This window comes from Kitasatospora sp. NPDC059408 (genome assembly GCF_042751525.1).
GTDB lineage: Bacteria > Actinomycetota > Actinomycetes > Streptomycetales > Streptomycetaceae > Kitasatospora.
The window spans coordinates 21,072-41,957 of the sequence record NZ_JBHYWI010000015.1 but is presented as its reverse complement, the minus strand read 5'-3'; the positions used below and the strand labels follow the sequence as shown (position 1 = coordinate 41,957).

General features: G+C 74.3%; 6 protein-coding genes and 1 pseudogene. All 7 read right to left on the bottom strand.

Going from position 1 to position 20,886, the window contains the following annotated elements:
- Positions 1-7: 7 nt before the first annotated feature.
- Complete coding sequence (locus ACFXDE_RS12750) at positions 8-1,381, bottom strand: FAD-dependent oxidoreductase (protein WP_380493570.1); 1,374 nt, start codon at positions 1,379-1,381, stop codon at positions 8-10.
- 246 nt (positions 1,382-1,627) lie between these two features.
- The gene (locus ACFXDE_RS12745; protein WP_380493568.1) at positions 1,628-2,428 is read right to left on the bottom strand and encodes an oxidoreductase; all 801 of its coding nucleotides are present in this window, start codon (positions 2,426-2,428) and stop codon (positions 1,628-1,630) included.
- A gap of 75 nt (positions 2,429-2,503) precedes the next feature.
- Positions 2,504-2,968, bottom strand: coding sequence for a nuclear transport factor 2 family protein (locus ACFXDE_RS12740; protein WP_380493566.1), 465 nt, complete (start codon positions 2,966-2,968; stop codon positions 2,504-2,506).
- Between the two features lie 47 nt (positions 2,969-3,015).
- Positions 3,016-4,233: a cytochrome P450 gene (locus tag ACFXDE_RS12735; RefSeq protein WP_380493564.1), complete on the bottom strand. Its 1,218-nt coding sequence runs from the start codon at positions 4,231-4,233 to the stop codon at positions 3,016-3,018.
- A gap of 53 nt (positions 4,234-4,286) precedes the next feature.
- A pseudogene (locus ACFXDE_RS12730) lies at positions 4,287-10,454 on the bottom strand (type I polyketide synthase); the annotation flags it as partial.
- A 78-nt stretch (positions 10,455-10,532) separates the two neighbouring features.
- Positions 10,533-16,151, bottom strand: a complete 5,619-nt coding sequence (locus tag ACFXDE_RS12725; RefSeq protein WP_380493562.1) for a type I polyketide synthase — start codon at positions 16,149-16,151, stop codon at positions 10,533-10,535.
- Positions 16,148-20,875 carry an SDR family NAD(P)-dependent oxidoreductase gene (locus ACFXDE_RS12720; protein WP_380493560.1) on the bottom strand — a complete coding sequence of 1,576 codons (4,728 nt, stop codon included), beginning with the start codon at positions 20,873-20,875 and terminating at the stop codon, positions 16,148-16,150. The genes ACFXDE_RS12725 and ACFXDE_RS12720 overlap by 4 nt, the downstream gene beginning before the upstream one ends.
- Positions 20,876-20,886: the final 11 nt, after the last annotated feature.

The following is a 20,886-nucleotide window of genomic DNA, read 5'->3' as shown; positions in this document are numbered from 1 at the left end:
CGGGCCCTCAGGCGGGGATCAGCGCGTCCCACTCGGCGCGGGTCGGCCCGTCGTGGATCGGGGCGAAGTCGGGGCGGTCGGCCAGCCAGGCCGTGACGTGGCGGTCCACCTCGTCGCTGCCGTAGGCGGTGTCGGGGGTGTGGACGAGGTGGCGCACGTGGGCCCGGGCGCGCATGACGACGGGGTCCTCGAAGGCGCACGCGGCCACGGCGGCGGCCCGTACGTCCGTGGCCGGTGCGGCGTCGGCGAGGCGCTGGGCGTTGGTCTGGTCGGCCTTCACCTGGGCGTCGAACCACGGCCGGAGGGTCCGGGTGCTCCAGGCGTGGTAGCCGGCGGGGTCGGCGGCGACCTCGTCGGCGTGCGCGGCGAGGTACTGGCCGGCCAGGAGCCCGAGGGCGACGCCGTGGCCCAGGGTGGGGTTGGTGTGGACGAGGCTGTCCCCGGCGTTGACCAGGCCGGTGACGACGGGCCCGTCCGCGTCGACGAGTGAGGACCAGCGGTTGTCCAGGCCGGCCATCGCCAGGACGGCGGACTGCGGTTCGGGGTCCAGGTCGAGCCAGGCGGCGCAGGCCGGGAAGCGGCGGAGGACGGCCTCGAACACGGCGGGGTCGGTGAGCGCGCCCCGGGTCGGGTCGGCCGTGGAGAGCACCATGCTCAGCGCGAAGGTGTCGTTGTCGGACGGGAAGACGCCGGCCATCGCGAACGGCGCGACCGAACCCGTCTTGACGCGCCCGGGGTCGCGCGGGCCGTCGGGGCGCAGGCGGTACCAGCGGCACAGGTAGGCGATCCCGGCGCGGTGGCTCTCGACCACGGGCGGACGGCAGCCGGCCGCGGTCAGCCAGCCGGGCACCGGCGAGCGGCGGCCGGCGGCGTCGACGACGAGGTCGGCCGGGTGGGTCCCGGCGTCCGTCTCCACACCGGTGACCCGGGTGGGACGGTCCGCCGCGAAGGCGAGGCCGCGCACCCGGCAGCCGCGCCGCACGTCGACGGCGGCTTCCCGCTCCACGGCGGCGGTCAGGGCGGCCTCCAGCACGATGCGACGGGTGCGCAGGGTGATCAGGTCCTCGTCGCCGTCCCGCTGCGGCGGGTGCGCGTCGAACCAGTCGAAGTCGTGGTACTCGTGGGCGCCGCGCGCCAGGAGGTCCGCGTAGACGTCCGGCGCCTCGGCCCGCAGCACGGTGCGCACCGGCGCGAGGAACGAGTGGGGCTGGTCGGCCTGGGGCACCCGGGGCCTGGCCCAGTCGTAGAAGTCCCGGTCGAGGTCCTCACCGGCGGCCCGTTCGTCCTGTTCGAACAGCGTCACCACATGGCCCCGCCGGCCCAGCATGAGCGCTGTCCCCAGCCCGCTGATACCGCCACCGATCACTGCAACCCGCGCCACTGAGGCTCCCCTTCGCGTCGTGTTGCGGAGCGATCTTACTGTCCGATGATCGTCAGTCGTCAAACCGGCGTCGCCCCTGGCTGCGGCTCCGGGGTACGACTGGAAGCAGCGACGCCGACCGCGTTCCGACGCCGCGGCCTGTGCGCCTGACACCGCAGGGCGAGGGCGGGAAGCGGCCGTCTCTCCTGCCCCCGCCCTGCGGTACCACAGCACCTCGTCCAGAGCATCCGCCCCGCGTATACGGCATTACGCCCGCGCGAGCGCCCCGCCGTCGATCACGTAGCCGGAGCCGGTGATGCGGGCGGCGTGGTCCGAGGTCAGGAAGGACACGAGGTCGGCGACATCCTCCGGCTCGCTGACGCCCTTCATCGGTGCGCCCTCCATCTCGACCATCATCTGGACGACATCGTCGCCGTCCTGCCCGGTGGCACCCCTGATACTGTCCGCGACCATGTCCATGGCCGGGGTCCTGACCAGTCCCGGAAGGACGCTGTTGACGCGGATCCCGTACCCGGCGACCTCGGCCGCCAGTCCCTTCGCGTAGTGGAGGAGCGCCGCCTTCGCCGCCCCGTAATGGAGCAGGGCGCCGACCGGCCGCTGGGCGGTCGTCGATGCCATCTCGATGATCACCCCGCTGCCCTGTTCGATCATCGACGGCAGGACGGCCCGGTCGAGCCGGACCGCAGCGAGGTAGTTCGTCTTGAGTGCCTCGATCCAGTCCTCGTCGGGGATCGTGGAGTACCCGCCCAGGTGCGGCATGCCGCCGCTGCTCGCCCCACCCGCGTTGTTGACCAGAATGTCCACACCGCCGAGTAGTTCGAGAGCCGTGTCGGCCAGCTGCCGAACGCCCTCCGGGCTGCTCGAATCGGCGATCACCAAGTGTGCCGAGTCCGGGAGCCCGGGTGCCTCCTTCCGTGCCGAAGTCACCACGGTCGCCCCCTCGGCGACGAGCCTCCGCACGATCGCCAAGCCGATACCGCGGGTACCGCCTGTCACCAGCGCGCGTTTACCCCGCTTACTCGTTGACGCGTTTGTTTCGTAGGACATGACGCTTTCCTGTCTTCGACGGTGCTTCAGTGATGGCCCCGCGGGGTGGCACGGGGCCCGGTGACCGGGCGATGATCAGCTCGTCGGCTTCTGCGACTGCCGTTCCGCCGCAAGGTCCAGGATGTTCCGGTTCCCCTCCGTCCAGAGGATGGTCATCGCCAGCTCGTCGATCCTCCAGTTGCCGCCGGAGTGCACGAGGTGGAAGCGGTAGGTTCCGCCGATGCGCCACAGCGGGGAGCCCATGGGGTTGTCCAGCCGGTGAGTCGCCTGGAAGGAGGCCGTGCACTCGGCCGTGGCGCCCTCGAACGACACCAGGTGACTGGTCATCAAGTGCTGGGAGGAGTCGTAGCCACCGAGCACCGCGACCCAGGAGTCGACGAGTTCCTTCGACGTCACCGTGGTCGGTGACCCGCCGAGCAGGCTGGTGTAGTCGAGGAGCACTTCGGGAGCGAACAGGGCGCGGGCCTCGTTCCATTCGCGCCGGTCGCTGTGCCACCCCATGCGATCGCAGATCTCGATGACGGCGGTGCGGTCGTCCATGCGTTGTTCCTTACCGGGATCGGTCGGGGATGGGCGTGGAGGAGCGGTCACCAGGTGACGGGGAGGTCGTGCAGGCCCTCCAGCGTCATGCCGACCTTCATGGAGACCTCGTCCATCGGCACCGCGAGGCGCAACGTGGGGATCCGCTCGAAGAGGGTGGTGAACAGGATCTCCAGTTCGGCCCGCGCGAGGTTCTCTCCCAGGCAGCGGTGCGGTCCGTGACCGAAGGCCAGATGGCCCTGGGTGTCCCGGCGTATGTCGAACACGTCGGGATTCTCGAAGGCCCGGGTGTCGCGGTTGGCTGCGGCGGTGGACAGGATGACACCGTCCCCTTCCTTGATCGTCCGCCCGGCCACCTCCACATCGGCGGTCGCGACCCGCAGCGTCGTCAGGTCGGCGATGGACAGGAAGCGCATCAGCTCCTCCACCGCGCCGGGGACCAGCTCCGGGTCCTCGCGCAGCATCGCCAGCTGGTCAGGGTGCTGCAGCAGCGTCAGGGTGCCCAGGCCGATCATGCTCGTGGTCGTCTCCTGACCGCCGATCAGCAGGGCGACCATCAGCTTCGACACCTCGATCGACGTCAGCTCACCCGTGTTCAGCCGGTCCCTGATGAGCGTGCTCAACAGGTCGTCGCTCAGGTTCGTCCGCTTCGCGTCCACCACCTTCACCAGGTAGTCGAGCAGTTCCCGGCCGGCCGTGACGGCCTGCTCCAGGTCCGGCGCCTGCATGATCCCCTGGGCGTGCACCTCGAACAGCTCGTGCTCCTCGTAGGAGATGCCGAGCATCTTGCAGATCACCCGCGACGGCAGCGGCCTGCCCAGCACCGCGACCAGGTCGACCGGAGTCTCGTGCCGCAGCAGGTCGCCGATGAGCTCGTCGGCCACCTCCTGGATCATCGGACGCAGCCTCTCGACCTGCTTGGCGGTGAAACGCGGCAGCAGCATGCGCCGGCGGGCCTTGTGCCGCTCCCCGTCCAGACCGAACAGCTCCTGGGTGAACTCGGGGAAGTTCTTCTCCCGTTCGGCGAGGATCGGGAAGGCGGGGTTGTCGTGGTCGGAGGAGAACAGCTTCGCGTCGGCGAACATCTCCCGCGTCTCCTTGTGCTGGGTCACCAGCCACGCGACCCGGCCGTCGTAGAGTTCCACCTGGGAGAGCGGGCCCTGCTCGCTCAGCTCCGTGTACTCGGCCGGCGGGTGGTAGGGGCAGCCCCGCCTCATCGGGTACTCGTGCAGCTCCGTGCCGGTCGTCGTCGACTGCTCAGTCATGGTCAGAACCTCTCTCGTCGTGGTGGGGACGTGGTGCGGATGCGGAAGGCCTGTCACAGGCCGGGAAGGGGGGCGGAGAGCCATCGGTGCACCGCCAGGGCGGCGGCTCCGGCGTCGTCCTCCACGATCGTGAAGTGGTCGCCGTGCACCTCCCGGACGTCCATCGGGAACGCCGGGTCCTGCTTCCAGACGTCCGCCGGGACCTCGGGGGAGCCGTCCACCGGAGGCAGCGGGGCCGTGGCGCGGACCAGGAGATGGGGCGCACGGGTCGGTGCCGGGGAGAAGCCGGCGAACATGCCCAGATACGCGCCCATCGCGGTCCACCGCACGTGGTCGATCCTGCCGATCGACTCCTCCCGGTCGAACATGCCCCGGGTCAGCGCGGGCTGGATCAGCGGGAGCCGGCTGTCGGCGAAGTACGTGTCCAGCAGCACCACGCCCAACGGGCCGCGGTCCGTCTCCTCCAGACGGCCCGCCACCGCGTTGGCCAGCCAGCCGCCGGAGGAGTAGCCGACGAGGACGTACGGGTCGCCGGCCGTGTGGCGCAGGACCGCCTGTGCCTGCGTCTCCACCATGGTGGCGAAGTCGGCGGGCAGCGCCTCACCCTCGACGAAGCCCGGCACCTGCATCGCGGACACCTCGCGGACGCCCGCGAGCGCCGCGGCGAAATGGGCGTACTGGAGCGGGCTCGACGAGGCCCCCACGGTGGGGAAACAGACCAGGGCGGGGCGCTCGGGGCCGCTCGACAACCGGACCGGTTCCCGCACGGCCCCGTCCTGCGACGCCGTGAACGTCGGCCGCAGCCGGGCGGCGGCCACCAGGAACGCGTTCCCCTCACCGATCCTGCCCTGCGCGCATGCCTGCCGGTACAGCACGTCGACGGTGTCCTGCGTCCGGTGTGCGACGGCGTCCTGCCCGGACCGGCTCGCGCCGAACAGCGCGTCGAGCCGCTCGGCGAGCCCGGCCGGTGTGGCGCTGTCGATCACGATCGTGGCGGGAAGACGGAGGCCGGTCGCCTCGCTCAGGGCGTTGCGCAGCTCCACGGCGGTCAGCGAGTCGAACCCCGCCTCCAGGAACGGCCGGGAGACGTCCAGGGCCCCGGGGTCGGTGTGGCCGAGCACGCTCGCGGCGCGCGTCCGCACCAGATCCAGGAACTCCTCCCGCCGCTCCTCCGCGCCGAGATCCGCGAGGTTCCTGCGGGCCGTAGCCGTAGCCGTAGTCGGCGCAGGCGGCGGCGCGGGCAGGAGCCCCCTGAGCAGCGTCGGCACCTCCTCGCAGCCCGCCGCACGCAGCGCGACGGTGTCCACGTGCATCAGGACGACCGATGCCTCGGCACCCGACCGGGCCACGTCGAACAGGTCCAGGCCCTCCTCGGAGGAGAGGGCGGCCACCCCCGAGCGTGCGAGCCGGGCGAGCGGGTTCCGGGCCGCCGTACCGGTCATGCCGCCGCTGCTCTCCTCCCACGGCCCCCAGGCCAGCGAGACGGCGGGCAGCCCCTGGGCGGACCGGTGCTGCGCCAGCGTGTCGAGGAAGACGTTCGCCGCCGCGTAGTTGCCCTGCCCCCCGGCGCCCAGGACACCGGACGCCGAGGAGAACAGGACGAACCCGGCGAGGTCGCTGTCCCGGGTCAGCTCGTGCAGGTGCCACGCGGAATCCAGCTTGGCCCGCAGCACTCTGTCCAGCTGCTCCGGGGCCAGCGAGGTGAGCACCCCGTCGTCGAGCACACCGGCCGCGTGCACCACCAGGCTCAGCGGATGCGTGGCGGGCACGCCCGCGAGGAGCTGCGCCAGGGCCTGCCGGTCGGACACGTCGCAGGTGGCCACGGTGGTCTCGGCGCCCAGCTCCGCCAGCTCCGCGACCAGCTCGGCGGCCCCGTCGGCGGCCCGGCCGCGACGGCTCGCGAGGAGCAGGTGCCGTACGCCGTGGCGCTCCACCAGATGACGGGCCACCTGTCGGCCCAGGCCCCCCGTGCCCCCGGTCACCAGCACGGTGCCCTCGGGGGCGAGCGCGAGATCCCCGGGCACGCCGCCCCCCGCCGCCCTGGCGAGCCGAGGGGTGAGGAGCGCGCCCGAGCGGATCGCCACCTGGGACGCGCCGCAGGCGAGCGCGGCGCTCAGCGCGCCCGACGACCCGTCCTCACCGTCCACGTCGATCAGCACGAAGCGGCCCGGATGCTCCGTCTGCGCGGACCGGACCAGGCCCCACACCGGCGCGTGGGCCAGCGCCGACGGGTCCTCCCCACGGCGCGCGGCCACCGCGCCGCTCGTCACGAAGGCGAGACGTGCCTGCGCGAACCGCCCGTCGGCGAGCCAGGACCGGACCACCGCCAACGCCTCGTGGACGGCGGCGTGGCTCGCCGCGACGACCGACCCCGCGCCCGGCCCCAGGACCACGACCACGGCATCCGGCACCGCCTCACCGGCGGCGACCGCGTTCCCCAGGTCCGCCACGCCGGCGAAGCGGCCCACCCGGACACCACCGGCCTCCAGAGCCCCGGCGTACCCGTCACCGCCCGGACCCACGACCGCACAGCGCCGTACCGGCACCGCGTCGCGTGCCGCCGTCCCGGCCCAGTCGACCCGGAAGACAGCGCCGTCCCGGACACTCTGCGTGGCGCGGATCTGCTCGCGGGAAATCGGCCGCAGCGCGAGGCCCCGTACCGACATCACCGGCCGGCCGTCCAGGTCCGAGGCGGCCACCTCGATGCTGCCGGGCCCGTCCGGCGCCAGCCTGACACGCAGCGCGCACGCCCCGGCCGCGTGCAGCGACACACCGCTCCAGGAGAACGGCACCATGGCCCCGCCCTCGCTCCCGACCAGGCCGCCCAGGCCGGCACCGTGCAGTGCGGCGTCCAGCAGCGCCGGATGCAGACAGAACCCGCCGGTCTCGTGCGTGCGTTCCTCCGGCAGCGACACCTCCGTGAAGATCTCCGCACCGCGCCGCCACGCCCGCCGCACCCCCCGGAACAACGGCCCGTAACTCAGGCCCGCGGCGGCCAGCTCCGCGTAGAGGCCGGACGTGTCCAGTGCGAGCGCGCCGTCCGGCGGCCACACCACGGGGTGCTCCGGCTCCCCGCCGCTGGCGGAGAGGAGACCGGCGGCGGAGAGGAGACCGGTGGCGTGCCGGGTCCACGTCTGCGCCGAGGGCGCGTCCTCCGGCCGGGAGTGGACGCTCACCGGCCGGCGTCCGGAGGCGTCCGGAGCGTCGACCACGACTCTGACGTGGACGGCGTGATCCTCGGGGAGGACCAGCGGCTCCTGGAGGGTGAGTTCCTCGACGTCCGCGAGGCCGGTCTCCCGGCCGGCCGTCAGCGCCATGTCCACCAGCGCGGCCCCTGGCAGCACCGGGGCGCCGAGCACCGTGTGGTCGGCGAGCCAGGGCTGCTCCGCCGCCGACAGCCTGCCGGTGAACAGGACCGTCTCCGCCGTCGGCACGTCCACCTCCGCACGCAGCAGGGGGTGCGGCAGGTCGCGCTGCCCGGCCCGGTGGGGCTGCCCCGCCTCCCCGTCCGCGGACGGGGCGAGCCAGAAGCGCCGGCGCTGGAAGGGATAGGCCGGCAGGTCGACGAGCCGGGGCCCGGCCGCGGACAGGTACGTCCGCCAGTCCACCGGTACGCCGTGCACGTGCAGCCGGGACAGCGCCGTGACGAGCGTCTCCTCCTCCGGCCGGCCGGCCCGGACCGCCGCCAGTGCCACCGCGTTCCTGCCGGTGAGACAGCTGTCCGCCATCGGCGTCAGCGCGGCGTCCGGCCCCAGCTCCAGGAACGAGTCCACCCCCTGGGCTTCGAGGGTGCGGACGGCGTCGAGGAAACGCACCGCGTGGCGCGCGTGCCGGGCCCAGTAGTCGGGGGAAGCCAGCTCCTGCGCCGTGACCACGTCCCCGGTCAGCGTGGAGACCAGCGGGATACGCGGCGGCCGGTGGTCGACGCGGCGCGCGACCTCACGGAAGGCGTCCAGCATGCCTTCCATGTGCGGGGAGTGGAACGCGTGGCTCACCCGCAGCCGCCGGGTCTTGCGCCCGCGCGCGGCGAACCCGCCCGCGATCCGCTCGACCTCCGCCGCGTCCCCGCTGACGACGACCGAGGACGGGCCGTTGACCGCCGCGACGGCGACCTTGTCGCGCACGCCGTCCACAGCCGCCAGCACCTCGGCCTCGCTCGCCTCGACGGCCGCCATCGCGCCGCCCGAGGGCATCCCCTGCATCAGCCGGCCGCGCTCGACCACCAGCAGCGCGGCGTCCGGCAGGGACAGGCAACCGGCGACGTGCGCCGCGGCCAGCTCTCCCACCGAATGGCCGGCGACGCAGTCCGGCCGCACACCCGAGTGCTCCAGCAGCCGGAACAGCGCCACCTCGAAGGCGAACAGCGCCGGCTGCGCGTACGCGGTCCGGTCCAGCAGATCCTCGTGCCCGGAGTCGCCCAGGATCACTTCCTTCAGCGGACGGCCCAGACGGACGTCCAGCTGTTCGAGCACCTCGTCCAGCGCCTCGGCGAACGCCGGGAACGCCTCGTAGAGCGCCTGCCCCATCCCCGGGCGCTGACTTCCCTGACCGGTGAACAGGAACGCGACCTTGGGCCGGCCGGCCGTGCCGCGCACCAGACCGGGCGCGGTACCGCCGTCCGACAGCGCGCCCAGCGCCCGGCGCACCTGCTCTCGGTTCCTGGCCACGACCACCGCGCGGTGGCCGAGCGCGGCACGGCGGCTCAGTGACCACGACAGGTCGGCGAGCGGTACGTCGGTCCGCTCGTCCAGGTGCGTGAGCAGGCCGCGCGCCTGCGCCCGCAGCGCGTCGTCGGTCTTGGCGGACAGCACCCACGGCAGGGCGACGCCGGAGTCCAGGGCCTGCGTGCCGTCCACGGGGCGGCGGGTCTCCGTGGGGGGTGCCTGTTCGAGGATGACGTGGGCGTTGGTGCCGCTGACGCCGAAGGAGGAGACGGCGGCGCGGCGTGGGCGGTCGCTGTCGGGCCAGGCCCGGTTCTCGGTCAGCAGACGGACGGCGCCGGCCGTCCAGTCGACGTGCGGGGTGGGTTCGTCGACGTGCAGGGTGCGCGGCAGGACGCCGTGCCGCATGGCCATCACCATCTTGATGACACCGGCGACGCCGGAGGCGGCCTGGGTGTGGCCGATGTTCGACTTCACCGAGCCCAGCCACAGCGGCCGGTCACCGGAACGGTCCTGACCGTACGTCGCCAGAAGCGCCTGCGCCTCGATCGGATCGCCCAGCGTGGTCCCGGTCCCGTGCGCCTCCACGGCGTCCACGTCCGACGGCGACAGCCGGCACTGCGCCAGCGCCTCACGGATCAGCCGCTCCTGCGAAGGACCGTTCGGCGCCGTCAGCCCGCTGCTCGCCCCGTCCTGGTTGACCGCGGAGCCCCTGATGACCGCGAGCACGGGGTGGCCGTGGCGTTGCGCGTCCGACAGGCGCTCCAGCACCAGGACGCCGGCACCCTCGCCCCAGCCGGTGCCGTCCGCGGCTGCGGCGAACGGCTTGCACCGGCCGTCCGCGGCCAGCCCGCCCTGCCGGCTGAACTCCACGAACACGCCGGGGGTGGACATGACGGTCACCCCGCCCGCCAGCGCCAGGGAACACTCCCCGGAGCGCAGCGCGTTGACCGACAGGTGCAGCGCCACCAGGGAGGACGAGCAGGCGGTGTCCACGGTCACCGCGGGACCGGTCAGCCCGAACGTGTAGGACAGCCGGCCGGACGCGACACTGCCGGCGCTGCCGTTGCCGAGATAGCCCTCCAGCTCCTCGGGCGCCTCCCGCAGCCGTCCGCCGTAGTCGCTGTACATCACCCCGAGGAACACGCCGGTGCGGCTGCCCCGTAAGGCGTCGACGTCGAGATGCCCTCGCTCGAACCCCTCCCAGGCGAGCTCCAGCAGCAGGCGCTGCTGGGGGTCCATCGCGAGCGCCTCGCGCGGACTGATCCCGAAGAACTCGGGATCGAACTCGGCGCAGTCGTGGAGGAATCCGCCCATCCCGGCGTGCGACTTGCCCGGCCGGCCGTCACCGGTGCCCAGCAGCCGGTCGAGGTCCCAGCCCCGGTCGGCCGGCAGCGGGGACAGCGTGTCGCGGCCGTCGGCGACCATCTGCCACAGCTCCTCGGGACTCCGCGCGCCGCCCGGGAACCGGCAGGCCATGCCGACCACGGCAATCGGCTCCCGGGCCCGTGCCTCGACCTCGTCCAGACGTGCCTGCGTATGCCGGCCGTCCGCGATCGCCCGCTTCAGGTACTCACGCAGTTTGGTCTCGTTCGTCACGTGTTCCGCTCCTTCCCGTCCGGCCGGCCAGACGGCCCGTCACTTCGCCTGCAGGAAACCGTTGTCGACCAGATCGAAGAGTTCCTCGTCGGTAGCGGCGTCGAGTTCCGTGCCCGAGGCCGGGCCGGGCTGCCCGGTCAGTTCGGCCAGCAGCTCCGCCAGGCGTGCCGCCGCCCGTTCCCGCACCTCGTCCCGCAGGGCCGTGCCCCGCAGGCCGTCCGCCAGCCGGTCGAGGCCGGCGATGACCGCCTCCGCCGCACGGTCCTCGTTCCCGGCCAGCAGTGTGCCCAGGTGACAGGCGACGGCACGCGGCGTGGGATGGTCGAACACGAGCGTGGTCGGCAGCCGCAGCCCGCAGGCGGCGGCGAGCCGGTTGCGCAGCTCGACCGCGGTCAGCGAGTCGAACCCCATCTCCAGGAATCCCCGGGTGTCGGAGATGTCATCCGCGGACCGGTGTCCCAGCACCGCCGCGACCGTGGAGCACACCAGCTTCAGCAGGACCCGCTCGCGTTCGCTCTCGGACAGGGCATCCACGCCTTCCAGCACGGCCGGCTCCACGGCGCCCGCACCGGAGCGCCCGGACGGCACCGCCTTGGGTCCGGCCAGCGCGCGCAGCACCGGTGGGACCGCGCCGGACGCGGCCCGCGCCCGCAGCGCCACCGGGTCGAGCCGCATGGGCACCAGGACCGCGTCATCGGCCGTCAGCGCCCTGTCGAAGAGTTCCAGGCCCTGCTGCGACGACAGGGGGCGCATCCCGGAACGCGCGATCCGGGCCAGGTCCGCCTCCGCCAGGTGCCCGGTCATCGCGCTCTGCCGCTCCCAGAACCCCCAGGCCAGCGACAGCGCGGGCAGGCCACTCGCCCGGCGGCGCTGTGCCAGCGCGTCCAAGGCCGCGTTCGCCGCGGCGTACGCCCCCTGTCCGGCCGTCCCGAGGACCCCCGACGCCGACGAGAACAGCACGAACGCGGAGAGGTCCGTCCCCCGGGTCAGCGCGTCGAGGTGCTCGGCCGCGTCGGTCTTCGGGCGCAGGACGCGGCTCAGCCGGTCGGGTGTCACGGAGGTCACCACCGCGTCCTCCAGGACCCCGGCGGTGTGGATCACCGCGGTCAGCGGCGCATCGGCGGGTATCCGGGTCAGCGTCGCCGCCAGGGCGTCCCGGTCGGCCACGTCACACGCCGCCACCTCCGCCTCGGCCCCCAGCGCGGACAGCTCCGACACCAGCTCCGCCGCACCCGGGGCCGCCGGGCCCTGACGGCTCACCAGCAGCAGCCGCGCTGCCCCGTGGGCGGTGACCAGGTGGCGGGCGACGAGGCCGCCGAGCATGCCGGTGCCGCCGGTGATCAGGACGGTTCCGCCGGTGAACGGCCGCCGCGCACCGCGCTGTTCCGCGGGCCGGTCCGACGCGGCCAGCCGGGGCAGCATGACCTCGTCGGCGCGCACGGCGACCTGTTCCTCCCCGGTGGCCAGCGCCGCCGCCAGTTGCTCGGGGGAGATGCGGCCGGTGTCCACGTCCACCAGGACGAAGCGGTCCGGGTGTTCCGTCCGAGCCGTCCGCACCAGGCCCCAGACCGCCGCCTGCGCGCTGTCCGGGACGTCCCGCTCCCGTGCCGCGACCGCGCCGCGGGTCACCAGGACCAGCCGCGACGAGGCGAGGTGTTCGTCGGCGAGGTAGGACTGGACCAGGCTCAGCGCCCGCCCCGCCGTCTCCCGCACGGACCCCTCCCCGCCGGCGGACCCGGCGGCGGAGTCCGGGACGCAGGACGCCACCACGACCTCGGGCTCCGCCGCACCGGAACGGACGTGTTCGCCCAGGGCGGCCAGATCGCGGTGCCGGCGCACCTCGGTGCGGTGGTCCGCCGACGGCGTGTCCCAGGGCTCCTCGTATCCGGGAACGGCACCCACCAGCGCCCACCGCGCGGGCGGTTCGGCCCGCCGGGCGGGCGCTGCGGTCCAGTCGAGGCGGAACAGCCCGTCGTGCCCGGACAGGCCGTCGTGCCGGGAGAGCCGGGCCGGGCCCAGCTGAGCGGGATCGACCGGCCGCAGGGCCAGCGAACCCACCGAGGCCACCGGGCTGCCGGACGAGTCGGTGAGCGTGAGCGTCACCGCGTCCGGCCCCACGGGCGCCAGCCGTACGCGCAGGGCGCCGGCCCCGGCCGTGTGCACGGACACGTCGCTCCACGAGAAGGGCAGCCGGGCCGCCGCCCCCTCGCCGTCGTCCGAGCCGGTCAGCGCGACGGTCTGCAGGGCCGCGTCCAGCAGCGCGGGGTGCAGGCCGAACGACTCGGCGTCGGAGAGGTGCTCCTCGTCCAGCCGCACCTCGGCGAAGACGGCGTCCCCGAGCCGCCAGGCGGCCCGCAGCCCCTGGAAGGCGGGACCGTACGCGTACCCCTGGTCGGCCAGCCGGGCGTAGTGGCCGGCCACGTCGACCGCGACCGCGCCCGCAGGCGGCCACGCCCCGCTCTCCACCGGGGCGGCGGGCTCTTCGGCGACGAGGAGACCGGTCGCGTGCCGCGTCCAGGGCTCGTCGTCCCGGACCCGGGAGTGCACGGTGACGGACCAGCCCTCGTCCCCGCTCTCCGCCACCACCTGAAGGGTCAACGCCTCGTCGCCGGACAGGAGGAGCGGAGCCTGGACGGTCAGTTCACGCACCTGCCCGGCGTTCAGCAACCGGCCGGCGTGGTGCGCCAGTTCGAGGAACGCGGTGCCCGGCAGGAGGACGGCGCCGTGCACGGCGTGGTCGGCGAGCCACGGCTGCGTACGGACCGATATCCGTCCGCTGAGCACCAGACCGTTCCCGGTCGCGGCGGCGACGACCGCCTTGACCAGCGGATGCCCGGCCGGGGACAGGCCCGTCGCCGAGAGGTCCGCGCTCGCGCCACGGTCGTCCAGCCAGTAGCCGCGCCGCTGGAAGGCGTACGTCGGCAGATCCACCCGGCGCCCGCCGCCCGCGAACACCCGGGCCCAGTCGAGCGCGGCCCCGTGGGCGTACAGCCTGCCCGCCGACCGGAGGAAACCGTCCGCCCCCGCGTCGTCCCGGTGCAGCGACCCGGTGACGAGCACACCGTCCGTCCCGGAGTGCTCCACGGTCTCCTGGAGCGGGACGGTGAGCACCGGGTGAGGGCTCATCTCCAGGAAGACGTCGTGACCGCTCTTCGCCAGCTCCCCGGTCACCTCCGCCAGCCGCACGACCTGGCGGAGGTTGCGGTACCAGTAGTCCGGCCCGAGCTCACCGGCGCCCAGGGCGGTGCCCGTGACCGTCGAGAAGAACGGCGTGCGCGGGGAGGCGGGCGAGACACCGGCGAGCGCTTCCAGCAGCTCGTCGCGCACCTCCTCGACCTGCGGGGAGTGCGAGGCGTAGTCCACCGGGACGCGGCGCGCCCGTACGCCGTCCTCGGCGCACCGGGCCATCAGGCCCTCCAGCGCGTCCGCGTCGCCGGACACCACCACCGAGGAGGGACTGTTGACCGCGGCCACGGACAGCCGCTCCCCCCACCGCCCGACGAGAGCCCCGGCCTCGGCCTCGCCCAGCGCGACGGTGGCCATCGCGCCCCGCCCGGCCAGCGCCCGCAGCGCCTTGCTGCGCACCGCCACCACGCGGGCCGCGTCCTGGAGCGAGAGGGCTCCCGCCACGCAGGCGGCGGCGATCTCGCCCTGCGAGTGGCCCACCACGGCGTCCGGCTCCACGCCCACCGAGCGCCACAGGGCCGCCAGCGACACCATCACCGCGAACAGGGCGGGCTGGACGACGTCCACCCGCTCCAGCCAGCCGGCGTCCGCCCCGCGCAGCACGTCGAGCAGCGACCAGTCCACATGCGGCGCGAGTGCGTCGGCGCACTCCCGCAGGGCGTCCCGGAAGACGGGGGAGGAGTCCAGCAGGCCGACGGCCATGCCGGCGAACTGCGCGCCCTGGCCGGGGAAGACGAACACGGTCCGGCACCGCCCGGCCCCGGCGTCCTCCCCGTCGCGCGGCGGAGTTCCGGAGACGACCGCCGGGGACTCCTCGCCCCGGGACAGCGCCGTCAGCGCCCGCACGAACTCGTCCCTGCCGGAGCCGACGACCACCGCCCGGTGCGGGAAGACCGCCCGGGTCGTCACGAGGGAGCGGCCGATGTCCGCGTCGGTCACCTCGCGGTGGGCGTCGGCAAAAGAGGCCAGGCGCTGCGCCTGCGCCCGCAGCGCCTCGCGGCTCGCGCCGGACACCATCCATGGCAGGGTCCGCGTGACGGACGGGGTCGCTTGCTCGTCCCCGTCGGTGACGGTGGTTTCCGGGGGTGCCTGTTCGAGGATGACGTGGGCGTTGGTGCCGCTGACGCCGAAGGAGGAGACGGCGGCGCGGCGTGGGCGGTCGCTGTCGGGCCAGGCCCGGTTCTCGGTCAGCAGACGGACGGCGCCGGCCGTCCAGTCGACGTGCGGGGTGGGTTCGTCGACGTGCAGGGTGCGCGGCAGGACGCCGTGCCGCATGGCCATCACCATCTTGATGACACCGGCGACGCCGGAGGCGGCCTGGGTGTGGCCGATGTTCGACTTCACCGAGCCCAGCCACAGCGGCCGGTCACCGGAACGGTCCTGGCCGTACGTCGCCAGAAGCGCCTGCGCCTCGATCGGATCGCCCAGCGTGGTCCCGGTCCCGTGCGCCTCCACGGCGTCCACGTCCGACGGCGACAGCCGGCACTGCGCCAGCGCCTCACGGATCAGCCGCTGCTGGGACGGGCTGTTGGGCGCCGTCAGCCCGTTCCCGGCACCCGCGTGGTTGACCGCGGAGCCCCTGATGACCGCGAGCACGGGGTGGCCGTGGCGTTGCGCGTCCGACAGGCGCTCCAGCACCAGGACGCCGGCACCCTCGCCCCAGCCGGTGCCGTCCGCGGCTGCGGCGAACGGCTTGCACCGGCCGTCCGCGGCCATACCGCGCTGCCGGCTGAACTCCACGAAGGCGTTCGGGGTGGACATGACGGTCACCCCGCCCGCCAGCGCCAGGGAACACTCCCCGGAGCGCAGCGCGTTGACCGACAGGTGCAGCGCCACCAGGGAGGACGAGCAGGCGGTGTCGACGGTCGCCGCGGGACCGGTCAGCCCGAGCACGTAGGAGGCCCGTCCGGCGGCCACGGCCGCAGTGCTCCCGGTCAGCCGGTAGCCGGCGACCTCGTCGTCCGGGTCCGGGCGCGAGGGGAAGGCGTACCCCTGGTGCGTCATCCCGACGAAGCCCGCGGTCCTGCTGCCCCGCAGGGACACCGGATCGATGCCCGCCCGCTCCAACGCCTCCCAGGTGACCTCCAGCCACAACCGTTGCTGGGGATCCGTCGCGAGCGCCTCGCGCGGGCTGATCCCGAAGAACTCCGCGTCGAAACCGGACGCGTCGTCGAGGAACGCGCCGGTGCGCACATAGCTCTTGCCGGGGCGGCCCGGCTCCGGGTCGTACAGGTCCTCCACGTCCCAGTTGCGCCCCTGCGGGAACCCGGACACCACGTCGGCCCCGTCGCGGACCAGGCGCCACAGGTCCTCCGGGGACTCGACGTGCCCGGGGAACCGGCATCCCATGCCCACGATCGCGACCGGTTCGTGCTCCTTCTGCTCGGCGTGCTCCAGAAGTGCCCGCGTCTGGCGGAGCTCGGTGGTGACGAGTTTCAGGTACTGGCGAAGTTTGTCCTCAGTGCTGGTCACGAGATCCCAAGCTCCTTGTTGACGATGTCGAACATCTCGTCGTCGGTCGCCAGCATCAGGGCGTCGCCCTCCGGCGCCCCGGCGCTGACGAGGCCGGGCTCGGCCCATCTCCACAGCAGCGTCCGCAGCCGCGTGACGACACGGGCGCGCGTCTCGTCGTCGGCGTCCATCGCCTCGACCGCCGTCTCCAGCCGGTCCACGTCGGCGAGGACCGCGTCGGCCCGCACGCCCTCGGGGAGGACCTGCGTGCGCAGGTGCCGGGCCAGCGCGGCCGGGGTGGCGTGGTCGAAGACCACGGTCGTCGGCAGGGTCAGACCCGTGGCCTCGTTGAGGCGGCTGCGCAGCGTCAGCGAGGCCATCGAGTCGAACCCGAGATCCTGGAACGTCGCCGCAGCGCGGACGTCCTGCGCCGCGCGGTGGCCGAGGGCGGCAGCCGCGTGGGTGCGCACCAGGTCGAGCAGCAGCCGCTCCTGCTCCTCCCCGGACATGGACGCCAGCCGCTCCCGCAGCGCCCCGGCGCGCCCCGGCCCGGCGTCGCCGCGCAGCACGCGCTGTGCGTCGGGCAGGTCGTTCAGCAGCGCACGCGAGCGGGACGCGCCGTACGCGGGCGCGAACCGCTCCCAGTCGACGGCGGCGAAGGCGGTGGCGGTCTCGTCGCGGTCGAGCGCGGCCCGCAGACCCGCGAGGGCCGTCTCCGGAGCCATCAGCGGGACACCGCGCCGCAGCAGCAACTCGCCCGACCCGGCGGCCATCCCGCCGCCGCCCCAGGCGCCCCAGGCGACCGAGGTCGCGGCGCGCCCTTGTGCCCGGCGGAAGCTTGCCAGGGCGTCGAGGAACGCGTTGGCCGCCGCGTACGCCGCCTGCCCGGTGTTGCCCCACAGCCCGGCGCCGGAGGAGAAGAGGACGAACGTGTCGAGGGGCCGGCCGCAGCCGTCGAAGACGGCGTCGAGGTTCCTCGCCCCCGCGAGCTTGCCGGACATCACCTCGGCCATCTCGGCGAGGTCGCACCGTGCCAGCGGTGTCTCCTCCTGGACCGCGCCCGCCGCGTGCACGACGGCGGTGACCGGACGGTCCTCGGGGAGCGACTCGACGACCCGGCGCAGGTCGTCCCGGTCGGTGATGTCGCAGGCCACGACGGTCACCTTGCTGCCCAGCCGGAGCAGGTCGGCCTCCAGCCCAGCCGCGCCGGGCGCGGCGGGCCCCCGGCGGCTGAGCAGCACCAGGTGCGGGACGCCCTGGCCGGCCAGCCACCTCGCCACCTGCGCGCCGAGTCCGCCCGTCCCCCCCGTCACCAGGACGCTGCCCGTGGCCTGCCAGACGCGCCGCACCGGCGTCTCGGCCGAGGGGGAGCGCACCAGCCGGCAGCCGAGGACGCCATCGGCCCGCACGGCCAGCTGGCTCTCGCCGCCCGGCTCGGCGAGGACCGCCACGAGGCGCGACAGCGCGGTCTCGTCCACCGACTCCGGCAGATCGGCCAAGCCGCCCCACCGGTCCGGCCATTCGAGCGCCGCCACCCGCCCCAGCCCCCACACGGTCGCCTGCGCCGGGCGCCGCACCGGGTCGGGGCCGACCGCCACCGCACCCTGGGTGAGACACCACAGCGGGGCGCCGGTCCCGGTGTCGCCCAGCGCCTGCCCCAGCACCACCGTCGCCGCGAGGCCGCAGGTCAGTGCAGAGCTGTCCGGCAGGGGCCGCTCGTCCACGGCCAGGAGAGACATCACACCCGTGAACGGCTGCTCCCCGGTGGCCTCGCGCAGCCGGAGGCCGAGCGCCGTCCGGTCGGTCCCCGTCACGGCATCGAGGCTCAGCCGGACGACGTCGTCCGCCCCGGCGCGCCCGAGCGCCGCCGACAGCTCGTCCGCCGGGCAGGCGACGCCCTCCGGCAACACGACCAGCCAACGGCCGGACACCCGGGGCGCGGTGGGCGCGGGCAGCGGCGCCCAGTCGACGCGGTAGCGGTGATCGTCGACCCGGGCCGAGGCCCCGTCACCGCCCGCGGCCTCCAGCCAGTGGCGCCGGCGCTGGAAGGCGTAGGTGGGCAGCGGCACCGTCCGGGCGTCGGTGCCGGCGAGCACGCCCGCCCAGTCCACCCCGACGCCCCGTACGTGCAGCTGTCCCAGCGCGGCCTGCAGGGTCCGCAGCTCGGGCTCGTCCCGGTGCGAGACCGCCGTGAAGACGAGGTCGCCGCCGTCGGCGCACTCCTGGCCCAGTGCGGCGAGCACGGCGTCCGGACCGAGTTCCAGGAACGTGGTGACGCCCTCGGCCTGAAGGGCGCGGACCGCGTCGAGGAACCGGACGGTGTCCCGCGCGTGCCGCGCCCAGTACTCGGGGGTGCGCAGGTCCCCGGCCGCCACCACGGTGCCGGTCAGCGCGGACACCACCGGGATCCGCGGAGCGTGCAGGGACACGGTCCGCACCACGGCGGCGAAGTCCTCGGTCATCGCGTCCATCCGGTGCGAGTGGAACGCGTGGCTCACCCGCAGCGGCCGCGTCTTCCGTCCCCGGCCGGCGAAGTGCGCCGCCACCTCCGCGACGGCGTCCTCGTCACCGGAAACCACCACCGAGGCGGGGCCGTTCACCGCCGCGAGCCCGGCACGCCCGGGCCGCTGTGCCAGCAGCGGCGCCACCTCCTCCTCGGACGCCTGCACCGCCGTCATCGCGCCTCCTCGCGGCAGCGCCTGCATCAGCCGGCCCCTGGCCGCGGCCAGGGTGGCCGCGTCCGCGAGCGACAGCACCCCCGCGACGTGCGCCGCGGCCAGCTCGCCGACGGAGTGGCCGGACACGAGATCAGGGCGCACACCCCACGACTCCACCAGCCGGTACCAGGCGATCTCGACCGCGAACAGCGCAGGCTGGGTCCAGACCGTCTCGTCGAGCAGTCCCTCGGTGCCGGGGCCACCGAAGACCACGTCGCGCAGCGGCCGGCCGAGATGCCGGTCCAGTTCGGCGCAGACCGCGTCGAAGGCGTCGGCGAACACCGGATACCGCGCGTACAGGTCCCGTCCCATGCCCACCCGCTGCGCGCCCTGACCGGTGAACAGGAACGCCAGCTTGCCGTCGGACACCGTGCCGCGTGCGCCCGAGGCGGGCACCTCGCCCTCGGCGAGGCGGCCGAGGCCGTGCACCAGCTCGGCACGGTCCGCCGCGACGACGACCGCGCGGTGGTCGAAGGCCGACCGCGTCGTGGCCAGCGAGTACGCCACGTCGGCGAGGCGCAGGGCAGGGCCGTCCTCCAGGTACCGGCCCAGCCGCCCGGCCTGGGCCCGCAGCGCTTCCTCGCCGCGGGCCGACACGAGCCACGGCAGCGGGACGCCCCCGGCCTCGGGCGGGCGCTCGTCGCCGCCCCCGCCGCTGTCCGGGGCCTCCTCCACGATCACATGCGCGTTGGTGCCGCTGATGCCGAAGGACGACACCCCCGCGCGGCGCGGGCGCCCGGGGTCGGGCCAGTCCCGGGTCTCGGTCAGCAGCTCCACCGCCCCGGCCGACCAGTCCACCCGGGTCGAGGGCTCGTCGACGTGCAGGGTCCCGGGTAGCACACCGTGCTGTAACGCCAGCACCGTCTTGATGACCCCGGCGATGCCCGCCGCGGCCTGGGTGTGGCCGATGTTCGACTTCACGGAGCCGAGCCACAGCGGGCGTTCACGGTCATGGCCGGCGACCGCGAGGATCGCCTGCGCCTCGATCGGGTCGCCGAGCGGCGTGCCCGTGCCGTGCCCCTCGATCATGTCGATGTCCGCGGCCGACAGCGCCGCGTCGTCGAGGGCCTGCAGGATCACCCGCTGCTGCGACGGCCCGTTCGGCGCCGTCAACCCGCTGCTCGCGCCGTCCTGGTTCACCGCGCTGCCGCGCACCACGGCAAGGACACGGCGTCCGTTGCGGTGGGCGTCCGACAGCCGCTCCAGGAGCAGCACCCCGGCGCCCTCGCTCCACCCGGCCCCGTCCGCGGAGTCGGCGAAGGACTTGCAGCGCCCGTCCGGGGCGAGCCCGCGCTGACGGCTGAACTCCACGAACGTCGACGGGGTCGACATCACTGTCACACCGCCGGCCAGGGCCAGCGAGCACTCGCCCCGGCGCAGCGCCTGGACCGCCAGGTGCAGGGCCACCAGCGACGACGAGCACGCCGTGTCCACCGTCACGGCGGGCCCCTCAAGGCCCAGCGTGAAGGAGATCCGGCCGGAGGCGACGCTGCCCGCGCTGCCCGTGCCGAGGTAGCCCTCCGCCTCCTCGGACGCCAGGCCCGGCCGGGAGCCGTAGTCGTGGTACATCACACCGGCGAAGACCCCGGTCCTGCTGCCGCGCAACGACAGCGGGTCGATGCCGGCCCGCTCGGCGGCCTCCCAGGACGTCTCCAGCAGCAGCCGCTGCTGCGGGTCCATGGCGAGGGCCTCACGCGGCGAGATACCGAAGAACCCCGCGTCGAACTCCGCGGCGTCGTACAGGAACCCGCCTTCCCGCGTGTACGAGGTTCCCGGCTGGTCGGGGTCGGCGGCGAACAGTGACGCCAGATCCCAGCCGCGGTCGCCGGGAAACCCCGACACCGCGTCCCGGCCCTCCAGGACCAGGTCCCACAGTTTCTCGGGAGAATCGACACCGGACGGGTACCGGCAGCTCATCCCGACGATCGCCACCGGCTCGACCGCCGCCCGCACGGCGTTCCTGAGCCGCTCGTTCTCCTTCAGCGAAGCCCGCAGGGCCTCGACCACCGCTTCAGGTGATGCGGTCATGATCCCTCCAT

Bases quoted from the DNA above. Each gene is read 5' to 3' on its own strand.
- ACFXDE_RS12745 (WP_380493568.1), bottom strand. From the start codon at position 2,428: ATGTCCTACGAAACAAACGCGTCAACGAGTAAGCGGGGTAAACGCGCG.
- ACFXDE_RS12740 (WP_380493566.1), bottom strand. From the start codon at position 2,968: ATGGACGACCGCACCGCCGTCATCGAGATCTGCGATCGCATGGGGTGG.
- ACFXDE_RS12720 (WP_380493560.1), bottom strand. From the start codon at position 20,875: ATGACCGCATCACCTGAAGCGGTGGTCGAGGCCCTGCGGGCTTCGCTG.
- ACFXDE_RS12735 (WP_380493564.1), bottom strand. From the start codon at position 4,233: ATGACTGAGCAGTCGACGACGACCGGCACGGAGCTGCACGAGTACCCG.